Annotated in this window: 26 protein-coding genes; 20 read left to right on the top strand and 6 right to left on the bottom strand. The window is 61.1% G+C overall.

Annotated elements, in window-relative coordinates:
- Positions 1 to 98 precede the first annotated feature (98 nt).
- Positions 99 to 1,664 carry a methyl-accepting chemotaxis protein gene (locus AC3ITA_RS09320; protein ID WP_414927947.1) on the top strand — a complete coding sequence of 522 codons (1,566 nt, stop codon included), beginning with the start codon at positions 99 to 101 and terminating at the stop codon, positions 1,662 to 1,664.
- 121 nt (positions 1,665 to 1,785) lie between these two features.
- Here AC3ITA_RS09320 and AC3ITA_RS09315 read toward each other — a convergent pair whose 3' ends face one another.
- The gene (locus tag AC3ITA_RS09315) at positions 1,786 to 2,463 is read right to left on the bottom strand and encodes an alpha/beta family hydrolase (RefSeq protein WP_150671819.1); all 678 of its coding nucleotides are present in this window, start codon (positions 2,461 to 2,463) and stop codon (positions 1,786 to 1,788) included.
- Between the two features lie 94 nt (positions 2,464 to 2,557).
- On the opposite strand from AC3ITA_RS09315, the gene ccoN (AC3ITA_RS09310) reads away from it, so the two are divergent.
- From ccoN (AC3ITA_RS09310) to AC3ITA_RS09225, 18 genes are all read left to right on the top strand, one after another.
- Positions 2,558 to 3,982 carry a cytochrome-c oxidase, cbb3-type subunit I gene (ccoN, locus tag AC3ITA_RS09310; protein ID WP_095943292.1) on the top strand — a complete coding sequence of 475 codons (1,425 nt, stop codon included), beginning with the start codon at positions 2,558 to 2,560 and terminating at the stop codon, positions 3,980 to 3,982.
- 10 nt (positions 3,983 to 3,992) lie between these two features.
- Positions 3,993 to 4,601 (top strand): cytochrome-c oxidase, cbb3-type subunit II, encoded by a 609-nt coding sequence (ccoO, locus tag AC3ITA_RS09305; RefSeq protein ID WP_057715669.1) that lies wholly within the window; start codon positions 3,993 to 3,995, stop codon positions 4,599 to 4,601.
- A gap of 3 nt (positions 4,602 to 4,604) precedes the next feature.
- On the top strand, positions 4,605 to 4,799 hold the full coding sequence (locus AC3ITA_RS09300; RefSeq protein ID WP_150671820.1) for a cbb3-type cytochrome oxidase subunit 3: 195 nt from the start codon (positions 4,605 to 4,607) through the stop codon (positions 4,797 to 4,799).
- Positions 4,796 to 5,749, top strand: a complete 954-nt coding sequence (gene ccoP, locus AC3ITA_RS09295) for a cytochrome-c oxidase, cbb3-type subunit III (RefSeq protein ID WP_150671821.1) — start codon at positions 4,796 to 4,798, stop codon at positions 5,747 to 5,749. Before AC3ITA_RS09300 ends, ccoP (AC3ITA_RS09295) begins: the two co-directional genes overlap by 4 nt.
- 482 nt (positions 5,750 to 6,231) lie before the next feature.
- Positions 6,232 to 7,674, top strand: coding sequence for a cytochrome-c oxidase, cbb3-type subunit I (gene ccoN, locus AC3ITA_RS09290; RefSeq protein ID WP_008050393.1), 1,443 nt, complete (start codon positions 6,232 to 6,234; stop codon positions 7,672 to 7,674).
- Positions 7,674 to 8,282 carry a cytochrome-c oxidase, cbb3-type subunit II gene (gene ccoO / locus AC3ITA_RS09285; protein WP_095943289.1) on the top strand — a complete coding sequence of 203 codons (609 nt, stop codon included), beginning with the start codon at positions 7,674 to 7,676 and terminating at the stop codon, positions 8,280 to 8,282. The genes ccoN (AC3ITA_RS09290) and ccoO (AC3ITA_RS09285) overlap by 1 nt, the downstream gene beginning before the upstream one ends.
- 5 nt (positions 8,283 to 8,287) lie before the next feature.
- Positions 8,288 to 8,473, top strand: coding sequence for a CcoQ/FixQ family Cbb3-type cytochrome c oxidase assembly chaperone (locus AC3ITA_RS09280; RefSeq protein WP_003175465.1), 186 nt, complete (start codon positions 8,288 to 8,290; stop codon positions 8,471 to 8,473).
- Entirely contained in the window at positions 8,470 to 9,447 is a 978-nt protein-coding gene (gene ccoP, locus AC3ITA_RS09275) for a cytochrome-c oxidase, cbb3-type subunit III (protein ID WP_095943288.1), read from the top strand. The genes AC3ITA_RS09280 and ccoP (AC3ITA_RS09275) overlap by 4 nt, the downstream gene beginning before the upstream one ends.
- A gap of 177 nt (positions 9,448 to 9,624) precedes the next feature.
- Positions 9,625 to 9,879 (top strand): type II toxin-antitoxin system Phd/YefM family antitoxin, encoded by a 255-nt coding sequence (locus AC3ITA_RS09270; protein WP_095943287.1) that lies wholly within the window; start codon positions 9,625 to 9,627, stop codon positions 9,877 to 9,879.
- The gene (locus AC3ITA_RS09265; RefSeq protein ID WP_095943286.1) at positions 9,879 to 10,289 is read left to right on the top strand and encodes a type II toxin-antitoxin system VapC family toxin; all 411 of its coding nucleotides are present in this window, start codon (positions 9,879 to 9,881) and stop codon (positions 10,287 to 10,289) included. Before AC3ITA_RS09270 ends, AC3ITA_RS09265 begins: the two co-directional genes overlap by 1 nt.
- 205 nt (positions 10,290 to 10,494) lie before the next feature.
- Positions 10,495 to 11,910 carry a cytochrome c oxidase accessory protein CcoG gene (ccoG, locus tag AC3ITA_RS09260; protein WP_414927943.1) on the top strand — a complete coding sequence of 472 codons (1,416 nt, stop codon included), beginning with the start codon at positions 10,495 to 10,497 and terminating at the stop codon, positions 11,908 to 11,910.
- A gap of 11 nt (positions 11,911 to 11,921) precedes the next feature.
- Positions 11,922 to 12,461, top strand: a complete 540-nt coding sequence (locus AC3ITA_RS09255; RefSeq protein ID WP_095943284.1) for a FixH family protein — start codon at positions 11,922 to 11,924, stop codon at positions 12,459 to 12,461.
- A 140-nt stretch (positions 12,462 to 12,601) separates the two neighbouring features.
- Complete coding sequence (locus AC3ITA_RS09250) at positions 12,602 to 15,052, top strand: heavy metal translocating P-type ATPase (RefSeq protein ID WP_095943283.1); 2,451 nt, start codon at positions 12,602 to 12,604, stop codon at positions 15,050 to 15,052.
- A gap of 22 nt (positions 15,053 to 15,074) precedes the next feature.
- Positions 15,075 to 15,293: a cbb3-type cytochrome oxidase assembly protein CcoS gene (gene ccoS, locus AC3ITA_RS09245; protein ID WP_007971444.1), complete on the top strand. Its 219-nt coding sequence runs from the start codon at positions 15,075 to 15,077 to the stop codon at positions 15,291 to 15,293.
- Positions 15,286 to 15,969 (top strand): sulfite exporter TauE/SafE family protein, encoded by a 684-nt coding sequence (locus AC3ITA_RS09240; protein ID WP_095943282.1) that lies wholly within the window; start codon positions 15,286 to 15,288, stop codon positions 15,967 to 15,969. Before ccoS ends, AC3ITA_RS09240 begins: the two co-directional genes overlap by 8 nt.
- A gap of 192 nt (positions 15,970 to 16,161) precedes the next feature.
- Positions 16,162 to 17,544 carry an oxygen-independent coproporphyrinogen III oxidase gene (gene hemN, locus AC3ITA_RS09235; RefSeq protein ID WP_414927981.1) on the top strand — a complete coding sequence of 461 codons (1,383 nt, stop codon included), beginning with the start codon at positions 16,162 to 16,164 and terminating at the stop codon, positions 17,542 to 17,544.
- A 90-nt stretch (positions 17,545 to 17,634) separates the two neighbouring features.
- On the top strand, positions 17,635 to 18,369 hold the full coding sequence (gene fnr, locus AC3ITA_RS09230; RefSeq protein ID WP_095943280.1) for a fumarate/nitrate reduction transcriptional regulator Fnr: 735 nt from the start codon (positions 17,635 to 17,637) through the stop codon (positions 18,367 to 18,369).
- Between the two features lie 80 nt (positions 18,370 to 18,449).
- Positions 18,450 to 18,998 (top strand): adenine phosphoribosyltransferase, encoded by a 549-nt coding sequence (locus AC3ITA_RS09225; RefSeq protein ID WP_008057870.1) that lies wholly within the window; start codon positions 18,450 to 18,452, stop codon positions 18,996 to 18,998.
- 220 nt (positions 18,999 to 19,218) lie between these two features.
- Here AC3ITA_RS09225 and AC3ITA_RS09220 read toward each other — a convergent pair whose 3' ends face one another.
- The 5 genes from AC3ITA_RS09220 to dnaX all read right to left on the bottom strand — a co-directional run bounded on the left by AC3ITA_RS09220 (position 19,219) and on the right by dnaX (position 25,012).
- The gene (locus AC3ITA_RS09220) at positions 19,219 to 20,367 is read right to left on the bottom strand and encodes an acyl-CoA dehydrogenase family protein (RefSeq protein ID WP_095943279.1); all 1,149 of its coding nucleotides are present in this window, start codon (positions 20,365 to 20,367) and stop codon (positions 19,219 to 19,221) included.
- 190 nt (positions 20,368 to 20,557) lie between these two features.
- Positions 20,558 to 21,160, bottom strand: a complete 603-nt coding sequence (recR, locus tag AC3ITA_RS09215) for a recombination mediator RecR (protein ID WP_046041325.1) — start codon at positions 21,158 to 21,160, stop codon at positions 20,558 to 20,560.
- 79 nt (positions 21,161 to 21,239) lie between these two features.
- Positions 21,240 to 22,271: an NADP-dependent oxidoreductase gene (locus AC3ITA_RS09210; protein WP_150671825.1), complete on the bottom strand. Its 1,032-nt coding sequence runs from the start codon at positions 22,269 to 22,271 to the stop codon at positions 21,240 to 21,242.
- A 259-nt stretch (positions 22,272 to 22,530) separates the two neighbouring features.
- Positions 22,531 to 22,869 carry a YbaB/EbfC family nucleoid-associated protein gene (locus AC3ITA_RS09205; protein ID WP_007971455.1) on the bottom strand — a complete coding sequence of 113 codons (339 nt, stop codon included), beginning with the start codon at positions 22,867 to 22,869 and terminating at the stop codon, positions 22,531 to 22,533.
- 67 nt (positions 22,870 to 22,936) lie between these two features.
- Positions 22,937 to 25,012 carry a DNA polymerase III subunit gamma/tau gene (gene dnaX, locus AC3ITA_RS09200; protein WP_489280064.1) on the bottom strand — a complete coding sequence of 692 codons (2,076 nt, stop codon included), beginning with the start codon at positions 25,010 to 25,012 and terminating at the stop codon, positions 22,937 to 22,939.
- Between the two features lie 123 nt (positions 25,013 to 25,135).
- On the opposite strand from dnaX, the gene AC3ITA_RS09195 reads away from it, so the two are divergent.
- Complete coding sequence (locus tag AC3ITA_RS09195; protein WP_489280063.1) at positions 25,136 to 25,933, top strand: substrate-binding periplasmic protein; 798 nt, start codon at positions 25,136 to 25,138, stop codon at positions 25,931 to 25,933.
- The last annotated feature ends 2 nt before the right edge of the window (positions 25,934 to 25,935 follow it).

Raw genomic sequence — 25,935 nt, 5'->3', positions numbered from 1 at the left:
GTCATTTTGCAACGCATTGCCGATTATCGAAAAATAATCTCAACAATCCGTCGACCTTGCCGATACAGCACTTGAAAGCCTTGCGGATTAAAAAAGCCATGCGTAACAACCAGCCTATTACACAACGCGAGCGGACCTTCCCGGCTCAGCAACGGTTGATATCCACCACCGATGCCAAGGGCATGATCACCTACTGTAACGACGCTTTCGTCGAGATCAGCGGGTTTTCCCGAGAGGAACTGATCCGTGCTCCGCACAACCTGGTCCGTCACCCCGACGTCCCGGCCGCGGTGTTCGCACACATGTGGGAAACGCTGAAACAAGGCTTGCCATGGATGGGCATTGTCAAGAATCGCTGCAAGACCGGAGATCATTACTGGGTGAACGCCTATGTGACACCGGTCTTCGAAGGCAAACAGGTGATCGGTTACGAGTCTGTGCGGGTCAAGCCCACCGCCGAACAGATCCGCCGTGCCGAAGCGCTCTACCAACGCATCAACCAGGGCAAGTCGGCCATTCCCTCCTCGGATAAATGGGTGCCGATCCTGCAGGACTGGCTGCCGTTCATTCTGGTCAGCCAATTGAGCTTCATGATCGGTGCATCGCTGAACTCCCACTGGGGGTTTGCCCTGGCTGCCGGTCTTTCGGTGCCGCTGGGCCTGATGGGCCTCCAGTGGCAACAGCGTGGCCTCAAGCGTTTGCTGCGCCTGGCCGAGCAGACCACCTCCGATCCGTTGATCGCACAGATGTACACCGACAGTCGCGGCGCCCAGGCGCGCCTGGAAATGTCCATCCTCAGTCAGGAGGCACGCCTGAAAACCTGCCTGACGCGTCTGCAGGACACGGCCGAACACCTGACCGATCAGGCCAGGCAATCCGATGCCCTGGCGCACAACAGCTCCAGCGGCCTGGAACGTCAACGGGTCGAGACCGAACAGGTGGCCACCGCGGTCAACCAGATGGCCGCGACCACCCAGGAAGTCGCCAGCCACGTGCAACGCACCGCCGATGCCACCCAGGAAGCCAATCGCCTGACCGGTCGTGGTCGTGACATCGCCGGGGAAACCCGCGAAGCCATCCAGCGCCTGTCGGTGGTAGTCGGTGAGACCGGCGTGACGGTGACCCAACTGGCCAAGGACAGCAACGAAATCGGTGGTGTGGTCGACGTGATCAAAGGCATCGCCGACCAGACCAACCTGCTGGCGCTGAACGCCGCCATCGAAGCAGCCCGCGCCGGTGAGATGGGGCGTGGATTTGCGGTGGTGGCCGACGAAGTCCGTCAACTGGCGCAACGCACCAGCGAGTCCACCGGGCAGATTCATGCGCTGATCGCCAAGCTCCAGCAAACCGCCAGCACCGCCGTGCAAACCATGGAAGCCGGGCATCGTCAGGCCGAAGAAGGCGTGGCGCGGGTGCTGGAAGCGGACCAGGCACTGGTGGGGATCAGCGAAGCGGTGGCCAACATCACCGACATGACCACCCAGATCGCCGCCGCGACCGAAGAGCAAAGCGCCGTGGCCGAAGAGATCAGCCGCAACATCAGCAACATTTCGCAACTGGCGGACCAGACCTCGGAACAGGCGCAGAACTCGGCGTTGCTGAGTGAAGAGCTGACCAAGACTGCCAATACACAGTATTCATTGGTGGAGCGGTTTAACCGCTGATTGAGCCAGTGAAAGTGATGTTGTCTGGTAGTCCCTCATCGCGAGCAGGCTCGCGCCTACAGTTGATCCAATGTAGGAGCGAGCCTGCTCGCGATGGGGCCATCACAGCCTGCACAAAACCTCACTGAAGAAATGAGGCTACCTTCTGCGCCGCAGCCGCCAAATGCTGCACATGGCTAAACCCCGAAGCCTTCAACGGCTTCAAGTCATGATCCCCCGCCACCAGCCAAAACACCTCGATACCCGGCGATAGCGCATACCCCTCGACCGCCTCCCGGTTGCCCAACGCATCGCGTTCACCTTGCACGATCAAGGTCCGAGTCTTCAGCCCCGCCAGATGCTCAACCCGCGGCTTCTGCGGTTTACCCACCGCATAGAACGGATAACCCAGGCACACCAGGGCATCCGCGCCCAACTCATCGGCCAGCAGACTGGCCATGCGACCGCCCATGGACTTGCCGCCAATGGCCAGTGGCCCAGTGACATGGCGTCGCACCTGGGCATACACCTCGCGCCAGCATTCCAGCAGTTTCGGTGCCGGATTCGGCGGGCGTTTGCCGCCATCGAGGCGCCGCTGCGCCATGTAGGGAAACTCGAAGCGCAACACGTTGACGCCTTGCGCGGCGAGGCGTGCAGCCATGTCGCTCATCCAGTCGCTGTCCATCGGTGCGCCGGCGCCATGGGCAAGAATCAGCGTCGCCGCAGCCTTGCCAGCGGCGGCATTCCACAACCATCCATGATCCCGCACGCACTGCGCCCATTGATCCCCGTCAATACCGGCCTTGTGCCCTTTGTCCATGCTTGCCTCGCTTTTAGTCTGCCTATAACTCCGGCCGAAGGGTGCACTGCCTTGCGCTGCGCGCTCACTTCCGCTGAACCGTGGATGGGGAACCATGAACACTTCTATCAGTACCGCCTACAACTACAAGGTGGTCCGCCAATTCGCCATTATGACGGTGGTGTGGGGCATCGTCGGCATGGGGCTCGGGGTTTTTCTCGCTGCCCAGTTGGTCTGGCCCGAACTCAACTTCAATTTGCCGTGGACCAGCTTCGGCCGTTTGCGCCCGCTGCACACCAACGCGGTGATCTTCGCCTTCGGTGGCTGCGCGCTGTTCGCCAGTTCCTTCTATTCGGTGCAACGCACCTGCCAGACCCAATTGTTTGCGCCCAAGATCGCCGCGTTCTGCTTCTGGGGCTGGCAGCTTGTGATCCTTCTGGCGGCCATCAGCCTGCCGCTGGGCTACACCAGCTCCAAGGAATACGCCGAGCTGGAATGGCCGATCGACCTCCTGATCACCATCGTCTGGGTCGCCTACGCCATCGTGTTCTTCGGCACGATCATGCAGCGCAAGACCAAACACATTTATGTCGGTAACTGGTTCTTCGGCGCGTTCATCGTCACCGTGGCGATCCTGCACATCGTCAACAACATGGAATTGCCGGTCAGCTTCACCAAGTCCTACTCGCTGTACTCCGGCGCCACCGACGCGATGGTGCAATGGTGGTACGGGCACAACGCCGTAGGCTTTTTCCTCACCGCCGGCTTCCTCGGGATGATGTACTACTTCGTGCCGAAACAGGCCGAGCGCCCGGTTTACTCCTATCGCCTGTCGATCGTGCACTTCTGGGCGCTGATCACCCTGTACATCTGGGCAGGTCCCCACCACTTGCACTACACCGCGCTGCCGGACTGGGCGCAATCGCTGGGCATGGTGATGTCGCTGGTCCTGCTGGCACCGAGCTGGGGCGGCATGATCAACGGCATGATGACCCTGTCGGGCGCCTGGCATAAGTTGCGCAGCGACCCGATCCTGCGTTTCCTCGTGGTGTCGCTGGCGTTCTACGGCATGTCGACCTTCGAAGGGCCGATGATGGCGATCAAGACGGTCAACGCCCTCTCCCACTACACCGACTGGACCATCGGCCACGTACACGCAGGCGCCTTGGGTTGGGTGGCGATGATTTCCATCGGCGCGCTGTACCACATGATCCCGAAAGTCTTCGGCCGCGAGCAGATGCACAGCATCGGCCTGATCAACGCGCATTTCTGGCTCGCCACCATCGGCACCGTGCTCTACATCGCCTCGATGTGGGTCAACGGCATCGCCCAGGGCCTGATGTGGCGTGCGGTGAACGAGGACGGCACGCTGACCTACTCCTTCGTCGAAACCCTGGTGGCCAGCCACCCTGGCTTCGTCGTGCGGCTGGTGGGTGGCGCGATCTTCCTCAGCGGCATGTTCCTGATGGCCTACAACACCTGGCGCACCGTGCGGGCCTCGCAGCCTGCCGAAGTCGCCGCTGCCGCGCAGATGGCCTGAGGAGTCCGCCATGAAACACGAAACTATCGAGAAAAACGTCGGCCTGTTGCTGCTGCTGATGATCCTGGCCGTGAGCATCGGTGGCCTGACCCAGATCGTCCCGTTGTTCTTCCAGGACGTGACCAACAAGCCGGTGGAAGGCATGAAGCCCTACACCGCGCTGCAACTGGAAGGTCGAGACATCTACATCCGCGAAGGCTGCGTCGGCTGCCACTCGCAGATGATCCGTCCGTTCCGCGCCGAGACCGAACGTTACGGGCACTACTCGGTGGCCGGCGAAAGCGTGTGGGATCACCCGTTCCTGTGGGGTTCCAAACGCACCGGGCCGGACCTGGCCCGGGTCGGCGCGCGTTACTCGGATGACTGGCACCGCGCGCACTTGTACAACCCGCGCAACGTCGTGCCGGAGTCGAAGATGCCGGCCTACCCGTGGCTGGTGGCCAACCCGGTCGACAGCAGTCATACCGAGACCAAGATCAAGGCCATGCGCACCCTGGGCGTGCCGTACACCGACGAGGACATCACCGGTGCCGTCGCTTCGCTCAAGGGCAAGAGCGAAATGGATGCATTGGTCGCCTACCTGCAAGTGCTCGGCACTGCCATCAAGAGCAAGAGGTGAGCAATGTTTGAATTGAGCACTGGAATGATCCGCGGCCTGGGCACCGTCGTGGTGTTCGTGGCCTTCGTCGGCCTGACCCTGTGGGTATTCAACGGCAAGCGCGGTCCGGAATTCGCCGAAGCGCGCCTGCTGCCGTTCGCCGACGAGCCACAACCCGACATCACTGAAGAATCAGCAACAAGGAGTACCCGGCCATGACCACCTTCTGGAGTACGTGGATCTGCGTGCTGACCATCGGCAGCCTGATCGGCCTGACCTGGCTGCTGCTCAGCACCCGCAAGGGCGAAACCAAGGGCAGCGTCGACCAGACCATGGGCCACAGCTTCGACGGCATCGAGGAGTACGACAACCCGCTGCCGCAATGGTGGTTCATGCTGTTCGTTGGCACCCTGGTATTCGCCGTCGGTTATCTGATCCTCTATCCGGGCCTGGGCAATTGGAAAGGCATCCTCCCCGGCTACCAAAACGGCTGGACCGGGGTGCACGAATGGGAAAAGGAAATGGCCAGGGCTGACACGAAGTTTGGGCCGATCTTCGCCAAATTCGCGGCGATGCCCGTAGAGGAAGTGGCCAAGGACCCGCAAGCACTGAAAATGGGCGGCCGCCTGTTTGCCTCCAACTGCTCGGTGTGCCACGGCTCGGACGCCAAGGGCGCCTACGGCTTCCCCAACCTGGCCGACAGCGACTGGCGCTGGGGCGGCAATGCAGAAACCATCAAGACAACCATCATGGGTGGCCGGATGGCGATGATGCCGGCCTGGGGTGAAGTCCTGGGGGAGGAAGGTGTGAAAAACGTCGCCGCCTATGTGCGCCATGATCTGGCCGGCCTGTCGTTGCCCGCCGACAACAAAGCCGACCTGCAAGCCGGACAGCAAGCCTTCAGCACCACCTGCGTCGCCTGCCATGGGGCAAACGGTCAGGGCACGGAAGCCATGGGCGCGCCGAACCTGACACACCCTGCCGGCTTCATTTACGGGACGAGCCTGACGCAGCTTGAACAGACGATTCGGCATGGCCGCCAGGGCCATATGCCGGCGCAGAACGAACTGCTGGGCAATGACAAGGTGCAATTGCTGGCCGCGTATGTGTACAGCCTGTCCCACGGTTTGAATACCGAGCGCCTGCAGGCTGAAGACAACCGCAAATAAATCCCGACCGCTCTGCTGCCGCATTCTCCCGGATGCGGCAGTTCCCTGCCCCTTTGCGACGCATTGTCGCACCCTCTGTGACTCTTTCTTTCGGATCCCGGGATTCGGGTCTAAGCTTCCCCCGATGCGGACTGGCCGGTGCCGGTTCCAGGTCGACCCTGAACGATGTGTTCGACGAATCTGCCCGATGACAGGCCGCAAAGGCTGGTAGATACCGGCTGTCGCACCAATTGCCTTCGGTCAGCCAAACGTTGCGTTTGAACACACCCCGTTACATCCGACCTGACCCCCTCGCCTGATCAGTCCGCCGGGATGTTTTGCCCGCGGGCAATTTTGTCCTTACGCGGCGCATGGAAAGGCCGCAGAATCAGCTTTTGAAAGCATTGACCCAGGTCATGGCGCGTTGCAATGACCCCTTGCTTTCTCCATACTTGCGGCCGATTTTTAATCCTAATAAAACACCCAAACCGTGGAACCTTAGAATGAGCACAGCAATCAGTCCGACTGCTTATAACTATAAGGTAGTCCGCCAGTTCGCCATCATGACGGTGGTCTGGGGGATCCTTGGCATGGGGCTCGGTGTCTTCATTGCCTCGCAACTGGTCTGGCCGGAGTTGAACTTCGGTCTGGCATGGACGAGCTTTGGACGCCTGCGCCCGCTGCACACCAACCTGGTGATTTTCGCCTTCGGTGGATGTGCACTGTTTGCCACTTCTTATTACGTCGTGCAGCGAACCTGCCAAACGCGACTGATTTCCGACAGCCTCGCTGCCTTCACCTTCTGGGGATGGCAAGCGGTGATCGTCGGCGCAATCATTACCTTGCCGATGGGTTTCACCACCACCAAGGAATACGCGGAACTGGAATGGCCCCTGGCTATTCTGCTGGCCATTGTCTGGGTCACCTACGGTCTGGTGTTCTTCGGCACCATCGTCAAGCGCAAGACCAAGCATATCTATGTGGGTAACTGGTTCTACGGCGCATTCATCGTCGTGACCGCGATGCTGCACATCGTCAACCACATGTCGCTGCCGGTCAGCCTGTTCAAGTCCTACTCGGCCTACTCGGGCGCGACGGACGCGATGATCCAGTGGTGGTACGGCCACAACGCCGTGGGCTTCTTCCTGACCACCGGCTTCCTGGGCATGATGTACTACTTCGTGCCGAAACAGGCCGAACGCCCGATCTACTCCTATCGCCTGTCGATCGTGCACTTCTGGGCGCTGATCACCCTGTACATCTGGGCGGGTCCACACCACCTGCACTACACCGCCTTGCCGGACTGGGCTCAGTCGCTGGGCATGGCGATGTCGATCATCCTGCTGGCGCCAAGCTGGGGCGGCATGATCAACGGCATGATGACCCTGTCGGGCGCCTGGCATAAGCTGCGCACCGACCCGATCCTGCGCTTCCTGGTGGTTTCCCTGGCGTTCTACGGCATGTCGACCTTCGAAGGTCCGATGATGGCCATCAAGACTGTCAACTCCCTGTCGCACTACACCGACTGGACCATCGGCCACGTACATGCCGGCGCTCTGGGCTGGGTTGCAATGATCTCGATCGGCGCCATCTACCACATGATCCCGAAACTGTTCGGTCGTGCGCAGATGCACAGCACCGGCCTGATCAACACCCACTTCTGGCTCGCGACCATCGGTACCGTGCTCTACATCGCTTCGATGTGGGTCAACGGCATCACCCAGGGTTTGATGTGGCGTGCAATCAACGATGACGGCACCCTCACCTACTCGTTCGTCGAAGCGCTGCAAGCCAGCCACCCGGGCTTCATCGTCCGCGCCCTGGGCGGTGCGTTCTTCGCCACCGGCATGCTGTTCATGGCCTACAACGTATTCCGTACCGTACGCGCCTCGAACCCGGCTGAAGCCAAAGCCGCCGAACAGATTGCCGTAGTTGGAGCTCACTGATGAAGCATGAAGCAGTCGAGAAGAATATTGGCCTGCTGGCCTTCTTCATGGTCATCGCCGTCAGCATCGGCGGCCTGACCCAGATCGTTCCGCTGTTTTTCCAGGACGTCACCAACAAGCCGGTCGAGGGCATGAAGCCCCGCACCGCCCTTGAACTGGAAGGCCGGGACGTTTATATCGCCAACGGTTGTGTCGGCTGCCACTCGCAGATGATCCGTCCGTTCCGTGCCGAAACCGAACGCTACGGCCACTACTCGGTCGCCGGTGAAAGCGTCTGGGACCACCCGTTCCTGTGGGGTTCCAAGCGTACCGGTCCGGACCTGGCCCGCGTCGGCGGCCGTTACTCCGATGACTGGCAGCGTGCGCACCTGTACAACCCGCGCAACGTAGTGCCCGAGTCGAAAATGCCGGCCTACCCGTTCCTCGTGGAAAACAAGCTCGACGGCAAAGACACCGCCAAGAAAATGGAAGTCTTGCGCACGCTCGGCGTCCCTTACACCGACGAAGACATCGCCGGCGCCAGGGATGCTGTGAAGGGCAAAACCGAAATGGACGCGCTGGTGGCCTATCTGCAAGGCCTGGGCACCATCATCAAAAGCAAACGGTGAATTGGATGGATATCGGGATGATTCGTGGCCTGGGCACCGTTGTCGTGATGGTGGCCTTCATCGGACTGGCACTGTGGGTGTTCAGTCCCAAGCGCAAGTCGGAGTTTGAAGACGCGACCTTGCTGCCTTTCGCGGATGATCCCGAAGCCATCAAGCACGTCGAGCAAGCTTCTAGGAGTAACAAAGAATGACTACATTCTGGAGTCTGTACGTCACAGTCCTCAGTCTCGGCACCATCTTCGCCCTGACCTGGCTGCTGCTGTCCACCCGCAAGGGCCAGCGCGCCGAGCAAACCGACGAGACGGTTGGTCACTCCTTCGACGGGATCGAGGAGTACGACAACCCGCTGCCGAAATGGTGGTTCATGCTGTTCGTGGGCACCATCATCTTCGCCCTCGGCTACCTGGTACTGTACCCGGGCCTGGGCAACTGGAAAGGCCTGCTGCCGGGTTACAACTACCTCGATAACGAGAAGCAGACCGCGTTCGCCAACGGTCAGACCGGCTGGACCGGCGTTCACGAGTGGGAAAAGGAAATGGCCAGGTCGGACGCCAAGTTCGGTCCGATCTTCGCCAAGTTCGCGGCCATGCCAATCGAAGAAGTGGCCAAGGACCCGCAAGCCCTGAAGATGGGTGGCCGCCTGTTCGCCTCCAACTGCTCGGTTTGCCACGGTTCCGACGCCAAAGGCGCCTATGGCTTCCCGAACCTGACCGACGCCGACTGGCGCTGGGGCGGCGAGCCGCAAACCATCAAGACCACCATCATGGGCGGCCGTCATGCGGTAATGCCTGCGTGGGCTGAAGTGATCGGCGAGCAAGGCGTGGCCGACGTGGCCGCGTTTGTCCTGACCAACCTTGATGGCCGCAAGCTGCCGGAAGGCACCAAGGCCGACCCGGTTGCCGGACAGAAACTGTTCGCTACCAACTGCGTGGCGTGCCACGGCCCGGAAGGCAAAGGCACCCCAGCGATGGGCGCACCTGACCTGACTCACCCGGCAGCGTTCATCTACGGTTCGAGCTTCGCTCAGTTGCAGCAGACCATCCGTTACGGCCGTCAGGGCCAGATGCCTGCGCAAGAGGCAATGCAGGGTAACGACAAGGTTCACCTGCTGGCCGCTTATGTCTACAGCCTGTCTCACGGTGAGAAGGCAGCGGACGCCGAGTAAGGCAAACGCTTGAAGCAACAAAAAACGGCCCCGCCAATGTGAATTGGCGGGGCCGTTTTGTTTGTTCGGCAGTGTTGGTTTCGACCGACGGTAATGCCCGGCACCTACTTCGAGGTTGTCGATCGCCACGCATAGTAGTAACGTTTCTACAAAGCTGCTTCAGGAGGGCCAACCGTGATGGCCATCACCACAATATCCAGCCGCGAATTCAACCAGGACACAAGTGGTGCCAAAAAAGCCACTCGTCAGGGGCCCGTTTTCATCACTGATCGAGGCAAACCGGCCCATGTACTGCTAAGCATTGAGGACTACCAAAAACTGACTGGCACCAACGCTGATATCGTTGAATTGCTGGTGATGCCGGACGCGGCAGACATTGAATTCGAAACCGAGCGCGCTGTGATCAACCATCGCCCTGTGGATCTGACCTGATGTATCTACTCGACACCAACGTGATTTCTGAACTGCGCAAACCGCATGCCGACGCGAACGTCGTTGCATGGGCCAAAAGTGTGATCGCGCCACGCCTGTTCATTTCGGCTATCACCTTGAAGGAGCTGGAGACTGGCGTCCTGAGAATAGAGCGCCGGGATGCCACCCAAGGGAAGGTACTGCGCACTTGGTTGAAGCATCATGTTATGCCGGCATTCGATTCCCGCATCCTGCCGGTCGATACGGCCGTAGCTATACGCTGTGCAGGGCTGCATGTCCCAGACCGCGCCAATGAAAGTGACGCGTTGATTGCAGCTACGGCGCTGGTTCATGGATTGACCGTCGTAACACGCAATGTCGCAGACTTTCAGTCCAGCGGCGTACAACTGATTAACCCATGGGTCGAATGACCGGCGACATGCGCAAAACCGTCCATAATTCCCAAGTCAATTGATTCAAGTCATTACACTATCAAATGATTTTGCCAAACGTGACCAAAGGTCGCACCCGCTGGCTAGAGCGACAGGCGTATCATTGCGCCACTGCAACACCCCTTTTTGACCGCGGTTGGCACGTACTGACCGAGGCATTTTTCCACTGCCGTGGGATGCAATGATGAGCAACCAGATTCCGGTACACGACGTCACTCCACCCACCAGGAACGCGAACAACAGCGTCGACCTCTACGCCGCCAGGGAAAAAATCTACACCCGCGCCTTCACCGGCCTGTTTCGCAACCTGCGGATGACCGGCGGAGCCCTGTTGTTCCTGCTGTATTTCGGCACGGTGTGGCTGAACTGGGGCGGTCATCAGGCTGTGTGGTGGAACCTGCCGGAGCGCAAGTTCTTCATTTTCGGCGCCACCTTCTGGCCCCAGGACTTCATTCTGCTGTCCGGCATGTTGATCATCGCCGCGTTCGGCCTGTTCTTCATCACCGTGTACGCCGGACGGGTCTGGTGCGGCTATACCTGCCCGCAAAGCGTCTGGACCTGGATCTTCATGTGGTGCGAAAAAGTCACCGAAGGTGACCGCAACCAACGCATCAAGCTCGACAAAGCGCCAATGAGCGCCAACAAGTTCGTGCGCAAACTCAGCAAGCACACCCTGTGGCTGTTGATCGGTTTCGTCACCGGCATGACCTTCGTCGGCTACTTCTCGCCGATCCGCGAACTGATGTTCGACTTCTTCACCGGCCAGGCGGATGGCTGGTCGTACTTCTGGGTCGGTTTCTTCACCCTCGCCACTTACGGCAACGCCGGCTGGTTGCGCGAACAGGTGTGCATCTACATGTGCCCGTACGCACGCTTCCAGAGCGTGATGTTCGACAAGGATACCCTGATCGTTTCCTACGACCCGCGCCGTGGCGAAGGCCGTGGCCCGCGCAAGAAAGGCATCGACTACAAGGCTCAGGGCCTGGGTGACTGCATCGACTGCACCATGTGCGTCCAGGTCTGCCCGACCGGTATCGACATCCGCGACGGCCTGCAAATCGAGTGCATCGGTTGCGCCGCGTGCATCGATGCCTGCGACGCCATCATGGACAAAATGGAGTATCCACGCGGGCTGATCAGCTACACCACCGAGCACAACCTGTCCGGGCAGAAAACCCATAAACTGCGTCCGCGCCTGATTGGCTATGCCATTGTGCTGCTGGCAATGATCAGCCTGCTGGTGACGGCATTCTTCATGCGTGCGCTGGTGGGCTTCGATGTCAGCAAGGACCGCGTGCTGTACCGCGAGAACGCCGAAGGCCGAATCGAAAACGTCTACAGCCTGAAAATCATGAACAAGGACCAGCGCGACCATACCTACCTGCTCGACGCCTCCGGCCTGCCGGATCTCAAATTGCAGGGTCGACGCGAGATCAAGGTCGCGGCCGGCGACATCGTCAGCCAGCCTGTCGAGCTGTCCGTCGCACCGGAAAAACTGCCGTCGAGCACCAACGAGGTGAAATTCATCCTCAAGGACGCCGATGACGACAGCGTCCACATTGAAGCCAAGAGCCGGTTCATCGGCCCACAGAATCGTTGAGAGAACTGAACATGCCCGCAGCAACTGCCGCAAGTCCCTGGTACAAGCACCTCTGGCCGTGGATCATCATCGGGATCCTGGCCTGCTCGGTGGCCTTGACCTTGTCCATGGTGACCATCGCGGTGAACAACCCGGACAACCTGGTCAACGACAACTACTACGAGGCCGGCAAAGGCATCAACCGCTCCCTTGACCGTGAGCTTCTGGCCCAGACCCTGAAAATGCGTGCCAGTGTTCATCTCGACGGCATGACCGGCGAGGTTGACCTGCGCCTGAGCGGCGACAGCCAGCCCGGGACCCTGGAGCTGAACCTGATCTCGCCGACCCAGCCGGAAAAGGATCGCAAGATCACCCTGACCCGCAGCGAAACCGAACAGGGCCGCTACATCGGCCAGTTGAGCGACAAGATCGAAGGCCGGCGTTTTGTCGAATTGCTTGGCACTCAGGACGAGCACATCTGGCGCATGTTCGAAGAGGAAATGGTCAGCCATGACAAGGACCTGCTGCTGGGCGACGAGCCGCTGCAAGGTGCCGAAGATCTGAAGAAATAAAGCCGCGCTTCGCGCATCGCGAGCAAGCTCGCTCCCACAGTGGATCGCCTGTGCACCCGCATCCTGTGCACGACACCGATCAAATGTGGGAGCGAGCCTGCTCGCGATGAGGCCCTCCCGGACGATGTAGACTCCACTTCATGACCACCCAACTCCCCTGCTACCACTGCGCGCTCCCCGTCCCGGCCGGCAGCCGCTTCACCGCCGCGGTCCTCGGGCAAACCCGCGAATTCTGCTGCCCGGGTTGCCAGGCCGTGGCCGAAGCCATTGTGGCCGGCGGTCTGGAAAGCTATTACCAGCACCGCAGCGAAGCCTCGGTCAACCCCGAGGCGCTGCCGGTGCAACTGGTGGATGAACTGGCGCTGTACGACCGTGCCGATGTGCAGCAACCCTTCGTTCGCCACGACGGCGAACTCGCCGAAACCACACTGTTGATGGAAGGCATCAGCTGCGCCGCCTGCGGCTGGCTGATCGAAAAACACCTGCGTACCTTGCCGGCCGTGGCTGAAGCGCGCCTGAACCTGTCCAACCATCGCCTGCATGTACGCTGGTCCGACGCGCAATTACCGCTGAGCCAGATCCTCAGCGAACTGCGCCACATCGGTTACGCCGCACACCCGTATCAGGCCGACCGGGCCAGTGAACAACTGGCCAGCGAAAACCGCTTGGCCCTGCGCCAGCTCGGCGTGGCCGGGTTGCTGTGGTTCCAGGCAATGATGGCAACCATGGCCACCTGGCCTGAATTCAACATCGACCTCAGCCCCGAACTGCACACCATCCTGCGCTGGGTCGCGCTGTTCCTCACCACCCCGATCGTGTTCTACAGCTGCGCGCCGTTCTTCAAAGGTGCCATGCGCGATCTGCGCACCCGCCATCTGACCATGGACGTTTCGGTGTCGCTGGCCATCGGCAGCGCCTACATCGCCGGGATCTGGACGTCCATCACCGGGGTCGGCGAACTGTATTTCGATGCCGTCGGCATGTTTGCCCTGTTCCTGCTGGCCGGGCGTTATCTGGAGCGACGCGCCCGCGAGCGCACCGCCGCCGCCACCGCGCAGCTGGTGAATCTGTTGCCCGCCTCGTGCCTGCGATTGACCGCCGACGGCCAGAGCGAACGCATTCTGCTCAGTGAACTGCGTGTTGGCGATCAGGTGCTGGTTCATCCGGGCGCCATTCTCCCGGCTGACGGCAAGATCCTCGACGGCCAGTCGAGTGTCGACGAGTCGCTGCTGACCGGCGAATACCTGCCGCAACCCCGTACCCTGGGCGATGCGGTCACCGCCGGCACAATGAACGTCGAAGGCGCGCTGACCGTCGAGGTCCAGGCCCTGGGCCAGGACACTCGCCTCTCGGCCATCGTTCGCCTGCTCGATCGTGCCCAGGCCGAAAAACCGCGACTGGCGGAAATCGCCGACCGCGCCGCGCAATGGTTCCTGCTGTTGTCGTTGATTGCTGCTGCGGCCATTGGCCTGCTGTGGTGGGAACTGGACTCATCGCGGGCCTTCTGGATCGTGCTGGCGATGCTCGTCGCGACCTGCCCGTGCGCCTTGTCGCTGGCGACGCCGACCGCCCTCACCGCGGCTACTGGCACACTGCACAAACTCGGTCTGTTGCTGACCCGCGGCCATGTCCTGGAAGGACTGAACCAGATCGACACGGTGATTTTCGACAAGACCGGCACCCTCACCGAAGGGCGCCTGGCGCTGCGCTCGATCCGCCCCCTCGGCGCGCTCGACAGCGACCAATGCCTGAGCCTCGCCGCCGCCCTGGAAAACCGCTCCGAACACCCGATCGCCCGTGCTTTCGGACGCGCGCCGATGGCTGCCGAAGAAGTCCACAGCACACCGGGCCTTGGCCTGGAGGGTCTGGTTGAAGGGCGACGACTGCGCATTGGCCAACCGTGTTTCGTCTGCGAACTCAGCGGCGCCGTGGTGCCGTCGATGCCCGAAGAGGCCGGCCAATGGCTGCTGCTTGGCGACAGCCAGGGACCGCTGGCCTGGCTCGTCCTCGATGATCGCTTGCGGGCCGATGCGCCCGCATTGTTGGCCGCATGCAAGGCGCGTGGCTGGCGCACGCTGTTGTTGTCCGGCGACAGCTCGCCGATGGTCGCCAGCGTGGCGGCGGAACTCGGTATCGACGAAGCCCGTGGCGGTTTGCGTCCGGACGATAAACTGCAGGTCCTGCAACAACTGCACAAGGAAGGTCGCAAGGTGTTGATGCTCGGGGACGGGGTCAATGACGTGCCGGTGCTGGCGGCTGCGGATATCAGCGTCGCCATGGGCTCGGCCACCGACCTTGCGAAAACCAGTGCCGATGCCGTGCTGCTGTCCAACCGCCTCGACGCCTTGGTGCAAGCCTTCAGCCTGGCGCGGCGCACCCGCCGGGTCATTATCGAGAACCTTCTGTGGGCCGGGTTGTACAATGGCCTCATGTTGCCCTTCGCCGCCCTCGGCTGGATCACTCCGGTCTGGGCGGCGGTGGGCATGTCGATCAGTTCGTTGACCGTGGTGTTGAACGCGCTGCGCCTGACTCGCATGCCGAGCGCGCCCGCCCCCTGCACCATGCCAGAAACCCGCCCGCTGCCGGCCTGAGCCGTGCGGGCATGGAGTCCAGATGCCAGCTCTTTACGTGATGATTCCCGCTGCGCTGCTGATTGTGGCCATTGCCGTCTATATCTTCTTCTGGGCGGTGGACAGCGGTCAGTACGACGATCTCGACGGCCCGGCCCACAGCATCCTGTTCGACGACCAGGACCCGAACCACACCGCTGCCGTCGATGAGGCCAGCGGCCAACCGGCCAAACCGCAAGACAAGGCCCCACCTCATGCTTGAATTGGCGCCCCTGCTGGTGTCTGCGGTGATCCTCGGCTTGCTCGGCGGCGGCCACTGCCTGGGCATGTGCGGCGGCTTGATGGGCGCGCTGACCCTGGCGATTCCCAAGGAGCAACGCAGCCGCCGCTTTCGCCTGCTGCTGGCCTACAACCTGGGCCGAATTCTGAGCTATGCCTGCGCCGGACTGCTGATCGGCCTGGCCGGATGGGCCGTGGCCAGCAGCCCGGCGGCGATGTTCCTGCGCATCCTCGCCGGGTTGCTGCTGATTGCCATGGGCCTGTACCTGGCCGGCTGGTGGAGCGGCCTGACCCGTATCGAAAGCCTCGGTCGCGGCTTGTGGCGGCACATCCAGCCAGTCGCCAACCGGTTGCTGCCGGTGTCGAACGTTCCCCGTGCGTTGTTGTTGGGCGCGCTCTGGGGTTGGCTGCCGTGCGGCCTGGTCTACAGCACCTTGCTATGGTCGGCCAGCCAGGGCAACGCACTGGATAGCGCGTTGTTGATGCTCGCGTTCGGGCTCGGCACCTGGCCGGTGCTGCTGGCGACAGGCCTTGCCGCCGAGCGCATCACCGCACTGTTGCGCAAACGCAGCGTGCGCATGGCAGGCGGATTGCTGGTGATGCTGTTCGGCATCTGGACCTTGCCGGGGCCGCATCAGCATTGGCTCATGGGACATTAAATCGGCGGCGCGCCCATCGCGAGCAGGCTCGCTCCCACAAGGGAACGCATTCCAAATGTGGGAGCGAGCTTGCTCGCGATGGGGCCCTCATAAACAACAAAGATTCTGACCTTGATGCAAATCAAGATGCCCCACCCCGCCTTCGCATAAAGTGGCTGACATTGCCAGCCTATCCGGGGGAATGTCCGCATGATGCTCGACGCCATTCGTTGGGACACCGATCTGATCCGCCGTTATGACCTGGCGGGACCACGCTACACCTCGTATCCGACCGCCGTGCAATTCAACAGCCAGGTCGGCACCTTCGACCTGTTCCATGCCCTGCGCGACAGCCGCAAGGCCCAACGCCCGTTGTCGCTGTACGTGCACGTGCCGTTCTGCGCGAACATTTGCTATTACTGCGCCTGCAACAAGGTCATCACCAAGGATCGCGGCCGGGCGCAGCCGTATTTGCAGCGCCTGGAACAGGAAATCCAGTTGATCGCCTGCCACCTCGACCCCACGCAGAAAGTCGAGCAACTGCACTTCGGTGGCGGCACACCGACCTTTCTCAGCCACGACGAACTGCGCCAATTGATGGCGCATTTGCGCAAACACTTCAATTTGCTGGACGACGACTCCGGTGACTACGGCATCGAGATCGACCCGCGCGAGGCCGACTGGTCGACCATGGGCCTGCTGCGCGAACTGGGTTTCAATCGGGTCAGCATCGGCCTGCAAGACCTCGACCCGGCGGTGCAACGCGCAGTCAATCGCCTGCAAAGCCTGGAAGAAACCCGCGCGGTGATCGATGCCGCCCGCACCTTGCAGTTTCGCTCGATCAATATCGACCTGATCTACGGCCTGCCGAGACAGACGCCGGAGAATTTCGCCCGCACCGTGGAAGAGGTCATCAACCTGCAACCGGACAGGTTATCGGTGTTCAACTACGCCCACTTGCCGGAACGATTCATGCCCCAGCGGCGCATCAACAGCCATGAACTGCCGACACCCGCGCAGAAACTGGAAATGCTGCAGCGCACCATCGAGCAACTGATCAGCGCCGGCTACCGCTACATCGGCATGGACCACTTCGCCCTGCCCGACGACGAGCTGGCGATTGCCCAGGAAGAGTCGACCCTGCAACGCAATTTCCAGGGCTACACCACCCATGGTCATTGCGACCTGATCGGCCTCGGCGTGTCGGCAATCAGCCAGATCGGCGACCTGTACTGCCAGAACAGCAGCGACCTGAACGAGTATCAGAACGTCCTTGCATCAATGCAACCGGCCACCAGCCGCGGCCTGCTGTGCAATGCCGATGACCGGCTGCGGCGCGCGGTCATCCAGCAATTGATCTGCAATTTCAGCCTGGAGTTTTGCGATATCGAACAAGCCTTCAACATCGATTTCCAGGGCTACTTCGGCGATCTCTGGCCCCAGTTGCAAGACATGACCAAAGACGGGCTGATCGAACTCGATTGCGACAGGATCACCATCCTGCCCGCCGGGCGGTTGTTGGCGCGCTCGGTGTGCATGGTGTTCGACGCGTACCTGGAACAACACAGTCGCCAGCGTTTTTCACGAGTAATCTAATTCTGCAAGCAAGCGACTCAGACTGGCCTCGATCTCCTATGGTGAGTTACCCTTACGTCTTATGTGTGAATTCCCACAAGGATTGAAGAAATGTCCGAGCCAGTAAAACTGCGCGCTCATAATCAAGCCCATTGCAAGGATTGCAGCCTGGCCCCTCTTTGCCTGCCACTTTCGCTGAATCTGGAAGACATGGATGCGCTGGACGACATCGTCAAACGCGGCCGGCCGCTGAAAAAAGGCGAGTTTTTGTTCCGCCAGGGCGATACCTTCGATTCTGTCTACGCAGTGCGTTCCGGCGCCCTCAAGACCTTCAGCCTGAGCGATACCGGTGAAGAACAGCTCACCGGCTTCCACCTGCCCAGCGAACTGGTCGGCCTGTCGGGCATGGACACCGAAAAGCACCCGGTGTCGGCACAAGCCCTGGAAACCACTTCGGTGTGTGAAATTCCTTTCGAACGCCTCGACGAACTGGCCCTGCAATTGCCGCAGTTGCGCCGTCAGCTGATGCGCGTGATGAGCCGCGAAATCCGTGACGACCAGCAGATGATGCTGCTGTTGTCGAAAAAGACCGCCGACGAACGCATCGCCACCTTCCTGGTCAACCTCTCGGCACGTTTCCGCGCCCGGGGTTTTTCCGCCAATCAGTTCCGCCTGAGCATGTCGCGCAACGAAATCGGCAACTACCTGGGCCTGGCGGTAGAAACCGTGTCCCGGGTCTTTACCCGCTTCCAGCAAAACGAACTGATTGCGGCGGAAGGCAAGGAAATCCGGATTATCGACCCGATCCAGCTGTGCGCCCTGGCCGGTGGCTCACTGGAAGGTTGAAACAAACCGTTGCGGCTGAGCGAAAGGGTTCAGCCGCCGTTATACTGCGTCGTTTGCAGCCCTGCCAGGACACCACGACGATGGTCTTCGACTCCTTCGACATCAAATCCCTCATCCGCCCTGTCATCGACTTCCCGAAACCGGGTGTGATCTTTCGCGACATCACCCCGCTGTTCCAGTCGCCCACGGCCCTGCGCCTGGTGATGGACAGTTTCGCCCACCGTTATGTCGAGGCAGACTTCACCCACATCGGCGCGATGGACGCCCGTGGTTTTCTGATCGGCTCGGTGCTGGCCTATCAGCTGAACAAGCCGCTGGTGCTGTTCCGCAAGCAAGGCAAGCTGCCGGCTGACGTGCTGGCCGAGGGCTATGCGACCGAATACGGCGAAGCCTTCCTGGAAGTGCACGCCGACAGCCTGTGCGAAGGGGATTCGGTGGTGATGTTCGATGACCTGATCGCCACCGGCGGCACCCTGATTGCTGCGGCCAACCTGATCCGCCGCATGGGCGCGCGGGTGCATGAAGCGGCGGCGATCATCGATCTGCCGGAGCTGGGTGGCTCGCAGCGTCTGGAAGACATGGGCATTCCTACCTTCTGCCTGACGCAGTTTGCGTTGAGCGACAAGTAAGCGGCGTCTGTCAGACCGCCATCGCGAGCAGGCTCGCTCCCACATTCGACCGCGTTCTGTCAGGAAGAATGCAATCCACTGTAGGAGCGAGCCTGCTCGCGATGACGTCAGTAGCCTCACCAGATATCTCCCACATTCGACCGCGTTCTGTCAGGAAGAATGCAATCCACTGTAGGAGCGAGCCTGCTCGCGATGACGTCAGTAGCCTCACCAGATATCTTCAAAGCCCCATCTGCTTGCTGATGATCTCGTTCATCACTTCCCGCGTTCCACCGCCAATCGACAGGATCCGGTTATCGCGATACAACCGCTCCACCAGGCTCTCGCGCATGTAACCCAGCCCACCGAGTATCTGCACCGCATCGGTGACGATCCGGTCTGCCGTATCCGTCGCAAAATTCTTGGCCATGGAAATTTCCTTGATCACGCTCTGCCCCGCCGCCATTTTCGCGGCCTGCCGGTAAGTGAACTCCCGGGACACTTCCAGCGCGGTCGCCATCTCGGCGAGGCGATGCTTGATCACCTGAAACTTGCCGATCGGTTTGCCAAAGGCTTCGCGCTGGCGCGCCCATTTCAGGCTCTCCTCCAGCGCCAGCTGGGCGGTCATGTTGGCCATCAACGCCAGGGCCAGGCGTTCGCTCTGGAAGTTGCCCATGATGCAGGCAAAACCCATGTTCTGTGTGCCGATCAGGTTTCCTACAGGTACTTGGCAATCATCAAAGAACAGTTCAGCGGTGTCTGACGCCCACCAGCCCATTTTCTTCAGCTGCCGCCCTACAGTGAAACCAGGCGTGCCCTTCTCGATCAGCAGCAGGCTGATGCCACCGAAACCTGGTTCGCCCGTTCGCACCGCAACGGTATAGAAATCCGCGCGCACGCCGCTGGTGATAAAGGTCTTGCTGCCACTGACCCGGTAGAAATCACCTTCGCGCACGGCACGGGTTTGCAGGTTGGCGACGTCGGAACCGCCCCCGGGCTCGGTGATGGCCAGGGCGCTGATCTTCTCTCCTGACAGCACCTGGGGCAACACACGATCCCGCACTTCGGGTCGGGCCCACTTGAGGATGGGCGGCAAGCCGATATCCAGCGACCCCAGGCCGGCAACCAACCCACCTGAACCGCAGCGCATCAACTCTTCACTGGCGGCAACCTTGGCGAACAGATCCCCTTCATGGCTGCCTCCGTAAGTTTCCGGGTAGCCGATGCCGAGAATTCCTGCCGCGCCGGCCTTGAGATAGAGTTCGCGAGGAAAGCTTTCGGCTTCTTCCCACTGCTCGATATCAGGAAGGATCTCGCGCTCGACGAAACGTCTGACGCTGTCTCGGACCAATTGGTGGCTGGGGTCGAAGTATTCCTGAAAGGCAGACATCGGCGAGCTCCACTGAAGGGGTCAGTGAAGTTAACCGAGCGCTTGCTTGGTTTTCAACAAGATTGTGTAAGTCAGGTAGACCGAGGTGCCCTTATCGCGAGCAGGCTCGCTCCCACAGGGTATTGCGGCGTACACAAAACCAATGTGGGAGCGAGCCTGCTCGCGATGGCGCCAGCCCGAACAACACGAATTACAGGGTGATCGGCTTACGCCCGGCAAACGAATGCGCCAGCGTCCCGCCATCCACCAGTTCCAACTCGCCACCCAGCGGTACGCCGTGGGCGATGCGCGAGGCGATCAGGCCTTTGCTGCTGAGCAATTGGGCGATGTAGTGCGCCGTGGCTTCACCTTCCACGGTCGGGTTGGTGGCCAGGATGACTTCGGCAAACGTGCCGGCCTCTTCGATCCGCGCCATCAACTGCGGAATGCCGATGGCTTCCGGCCCCAGGCCGTCGAGCGGCGACAGGTGCCCCTTGAGCACGAAATAGCGCCCGCGAAAACCGGTCTGCTCCACCGCATAGACGTCCATCGGGCCTTCCACCACGCAAAGCAAGGTGTCGTCGCGACGGGTATCGGCGCATTGCGGGCACAGATCATCTTCCGTCAACGTACGGCACAAACGGCAGTGACCGACCCCTTCCATGGCCTGGCTCAGGGCTAGCGCCAGTCGCGAGCCGCCGCTGCGGTCACGCTCGAGCAACTGCAACGCCATGCGCTGGGCGGTTTTCTGACCCACGCCGGGCAAAATTCGCAGGGCGTCGATCAGTTGGCGAATCAAAGGGCTGAAGCTCATGGTGGAAAAGTCCGACAAAACAACGAGACGCGGTTTATACCCGCGCCTCGGTTGAGCGTCAAATTGCAGCGTGAATTACTCAGTCCCGGGAAACCCGAACCACCAGCTTGCCGAAGTTGCGCCCTTCCAGCATGCCGATGAACGCATCGGGCGCCTGTTCCAGGCCATCGACCACGTCTTCGCGGAACTTCACCTTGCCATCACGTACCCAGGGTGCCATGGCACTGAGGAATTCCGGCTGGCGATCACCATAGTCATCGAACACGATGAAGCCCTGGATGCGCACCCGCTTGGTCAACAGGGTGCGCTGCAACAGTGGCAGGCGATCCGGGCCGCTCGGCGCCTCATGGGCGTTATAGGAGGCAATCAGGCCGCAGAGTGGAATCCGCGCCTTGGGATTGAGCAACGGCACCACGGCGTCGAATACCTTGCCACCGACATTTTCATAATAAATGTCGATGCCCTTGGGACAGGCTTGCGCCAGTTCCTCAGCAAAATCCGGGCTCCTGTGATCGATGCAGGCGTCGAAACCCAACTCGTCGACCACATAGCGGCACTTTTTCGCACCACCCGCCACACCAACCACCCGCAGGCCCTTGATCTTCGCCACCTGCCCGACCACCGACCCCACCGCCCCGGACGCCGCCGCGACCACCAGGGTTTCGCCGGCCTTGGGCTGGCCGATGTCCATCAGGCCCATGTACGCGGTCATGCCCGGCATACCCAGTACCCCAAGGGCCATCGAAGGGCTTGGCAGCGCGGGAATCGGAATGATGCTGCGACCGTCATTGATGCTGTGGCTTTGCCAACCGGTGGCACCGACCACCAGATCACCTTCCTGAAACTTCGGATTGAGCGAACGCTCGACCCGGCTGACAGCGCCCCCGGTCATGACTTCGCCGATTTCCACCGGCGCGGCGTAGGAAGGTGCGTCACTCATGCGTCCGCGCATGTAGGGATCCAGCGACAGGAAAACGGTCTTGAGCAGCACCTGACCCTCGGCCAGGTCCGGCAGCGCCACCCGCTCCATGCGGAAGTTTTCCGGCGTTGGCGCACCCACCGGGCGAGAAGCCAGGACAATGCGTTGATTGAGGGTCATGGGGTCGGACATGGCAGCGTCTCCTGTGATCGTTGAGGTTCGGTGATATAGGGAGCAGACCTTTGTGGCGGTAGGGCGTTCGATGTGTTTTCAGTTGGACCAGGGTGAGTTCTTCGCGAGCAGGCTCCCACATTTGGAATGCGATCCCCTGTGGGAGCGAGCTTGCTCGCGATGGCGGCATTCCAGACACCACATTTCCCATGGCCAGAAACAAAAATGCCAGGCGCTATGCCTGGCACTTTTTGTAACTCATCTGCCGCCTGAAGGCGAATCAGAATGGCAGTTTCATGCCCGGCGGCAGTTGCATGCCGGCAGTCATGCTGCCCATCTTGTCCTGGCTGTTGGCTTCGATCTTGCGCACGGCATCGTTGACCGCGGATGCGATGACCGCTTCCAGCATTTCCTTGTCGTCTTCGCTCATGCCTTCGACCAGGCTTGGGTCGATGGTCACGCTCTTGACGTCATGACGACCGGTCATCACCACGGTGACCATATCGCCACCGGCCTTACCGGTGACTTCGGCGTTGGCCAGTTCTTCCTGCATCTTGGCCATTTTTTCCTGCATCTGCTGCGCCTGCTTCATCAGGCCGGCCATGCCACCTTTCATCATGGTAATCACCTCAAAAGTACTTGGATTAAAACAGCGCCCGGCCCATGCGGCCGGACGCCTTCAGTTATTAGCCCTGAACGACCAGGGCGTCGACAGGTTCAATAGTATCGTTACGGACCACCGCACCGAACTGCTGCATCATTTGCTGGATGAACGGATCACCGTGGATCGATTCCTCCGCCTCGCGCTGACGGTTGGCGCGGCGGCGCGAAGCCGCTTGTGCCGGGGTTTCCTGCTCGGGCTTGATCAGCTCGATGCTCAGGGTCAGCGTGCGCTGGTGATACTGGTTCAGCGCATCGTTGAGGCGGCGCTGTTGCGTGGCGTTGAACAAGGCACTGTGGGCCGGGTCCAGGTGCATCAGCCAATTGTCGCCATCCACCGCGATCAGCGTGCAGTTGGCGGCGATGCTGCCGGTCATGCCGGAGATCGGCAATTTCGGGAACAGCTCCAGCCATTGCAGGGCCAATCCGGTGGCCGGCATTGCCGCGGGCTCCGGCTCGGGCTCCGGAGCCGGGTCGGCGGTATGCTCGCTGGCCAGTTCGTCGAGGTAACTGTAGGCCGAATCCATGTCCGGCTCGATGTAATCCTCGTCCAGCGGCGGCTCGTCATCCAGGTCCATCCCCGGCGTCGCGGCATCGACGGCGGCCACCGAGGGTTCCGGGATCGGCGCGGCAGCCCATTCAGGCGCGTCCGGCACCACGCTGTCCGGCGTCGGCAACGGCATCGGCGGCAATTCGGGCTGTTCGCTGGCAGCTTCCAGTACCGGCTCCGTCGTCGGTTGCTGGACGGGTGCCGGCTCGACCGGGTCATTCCACGGCAGGTCGACCACCTCTTCGACCACGACCGCTTCAACCACAGGCGCAGGTTCTGGCACAACGACCGGCGCAACCGGTTCCGGTGCAGGCGCTGGAGCCGTCACTGGCGCAGCCGCTACCGGTGCAACGGCCGCAGCGACTACCGGCGCAATCACCGGCGCGGCAGCCACTGAGTTTGCGGAATCAACTGTGGCCTGGCTGATCCCCACTGGCTTTAGCGGTTGCCTCGGGGCATCCGCGGTGTCTGCGGGCCGGAACGCCAGCATCCGCAGCAACACCATTTCAAAACCGCCCCGCGGATCCGGCGCCAGCGGCAGGTCGCGGCGGCCGATCAGGCCCATCTGGTAGTAGAACTGCACGTCTTCGGCCGGCAAGGCCTGGGCCAGTGCCAGCACCCGATCACGGTCGCCGTGACCGTTGTCGACACCTTCCGGCAAGGCCTGGGCGATGGCAACGCGGTGCAGCACATTGAGAATTTCCGAGAGCACGCCGTTCCAGTCCGGGCCTTGTTCGGCCAGGTGGCGGACGGCTTCGAGCAACGCCTTGGCATCGCCTTCGATCAGCGCATGCAGCACGTCGTAGACCTGCCCGTGATCGAGGGTCCCAAGCATCGCCCGCACGTCGGCGGCCATGACCTTGCCTTCACCGAAGGCAATCGCCTGGTCGGTCAGGCTCATGGCATCACGCATCGACCCGTCGGCGGCGCGGCCCAGCAGCCACAGCGCATCGTCTTCGAACGGCACGTTCTCGACACCCAGTACGTGGGTCAGGTGCTCGACGACGCGCTCAGGCGTCATGTTCTTCAGGGAGAACTGCAGGCACCGCGACAGAATCGTTGCAGGAAGTTTCTGCGGGTCGGTGGTCGCCAGGATGAACTTGACGTAGGGTGGCGGCTCTTCAAGGGTTTTGAGCAGTGCGTTGAAGGAATGACTGGAGAGCATGTGCACTTCGTCGATCAGGTAGACCTTGAAGCGCCCGCGGCTCGGGGCGTACTGCACGTTGTCGAGCAGTTCGCGGGTATCTTCGACCTTGGTGCGGCTCGCGGCGTCGATCTCGATCAGGTCGACAAAGCGGCCTTCGTCGATTTCGCGACACACCGAACACTCGCCACAGGGGGTCGAAGTGATACCTGTCTCGCAGTTAAGGCATTTGGCAATGATCCGAGCGATGGTGGTCTTGCCGACCCCACGGGTACCGGTAAAGAGGTAGGCGTGGTGCAGCCGCTGGCTGTCCAAGGCATTGATCAGAGCCTTGAGCACATGGGTCTGGCCGACCATTTCGCGGAACGAGCGCGGACGCCATTTACGTGCAAGAACCTGATAACTCATCGAAAACCGTCGCAGCGAAGGAAGCAGAAGCGGCTAATGCTAGCGGAGCAAGGGACAAATTGCATCCGGTGCGCTCGTGTATTGTGGCTAAGCTGCACATCGGAGGCTATTAACGGAGTGTTTATGCGGCTGGCCTTGGGGGCATTGCTGTTGATCAGCCTGGACGGCGTGGCTGCGCAAGCACCGCTGCGCTTCGTGATACCCGACAGCTGGAGCATGCCCATGGTGCAGCTTGAACGGGGCAAACCAACCCAGGGCATCCTGTATGACATGATGCTCAGCCTCGCGACCCAGGTCGGCGTACCGGCCGAATTCCATGTATTGCCCCGCCGGCGCATACAAAGTGCCATGGAGCAAGGCGAGGTCGATGTCCGCTGTTATGTCACGCAATCGTGGCTGCCCGATCAGCCTGATGATTATCTCTGGAGCATCCCGCTCTTCACTCAACCGGATGTGTTGATCACCCTGCATGCGCCGCCCGGCGCGGTCAAACCCGCCGACTTGCCGCAACAGTCCATTGGCACCGTGCTGGGCTACAACTACCCGACCCTGCAGCCGCTGTTCGACACCGGCCAACTGCAGCGCGACGACGCACGCAATCAGGAACAAGTGCTGGAAAAGCTCCTGGCCGGCCGCAATCACTATGCCGTCAGCAATCAATGGAGCCTGGACTGGTTCAATCACCGCCTTCTGCCGGAGCAGCAACTGCAAGGCGTGGCAGTGCTGCAGGAAAACCAGATCGGTTGCTACGTTCGCAACGACCCGAAGCTCCCGGTGCAGAGCGTCCTGCGCACATTGGGGCGGATGAAGATGTCCGGGGAGATCGATGAGATTGTTCGGCTGTATATCGGTAGCGAGCCTGCGGCCGTGGATAAATCGGAAACGACAAAAAACCGCCCCGGAGAAGATCCTGGCAGCTAGCG

The organism is Pseudomonas sp. GL_090, from assembly GCF_057837765.1.
The sequence above is the reverse complement of the archived record's forward strand: the minus strand, read 5'-3'. Positions and strand labels throughout refer to the sequence as shown.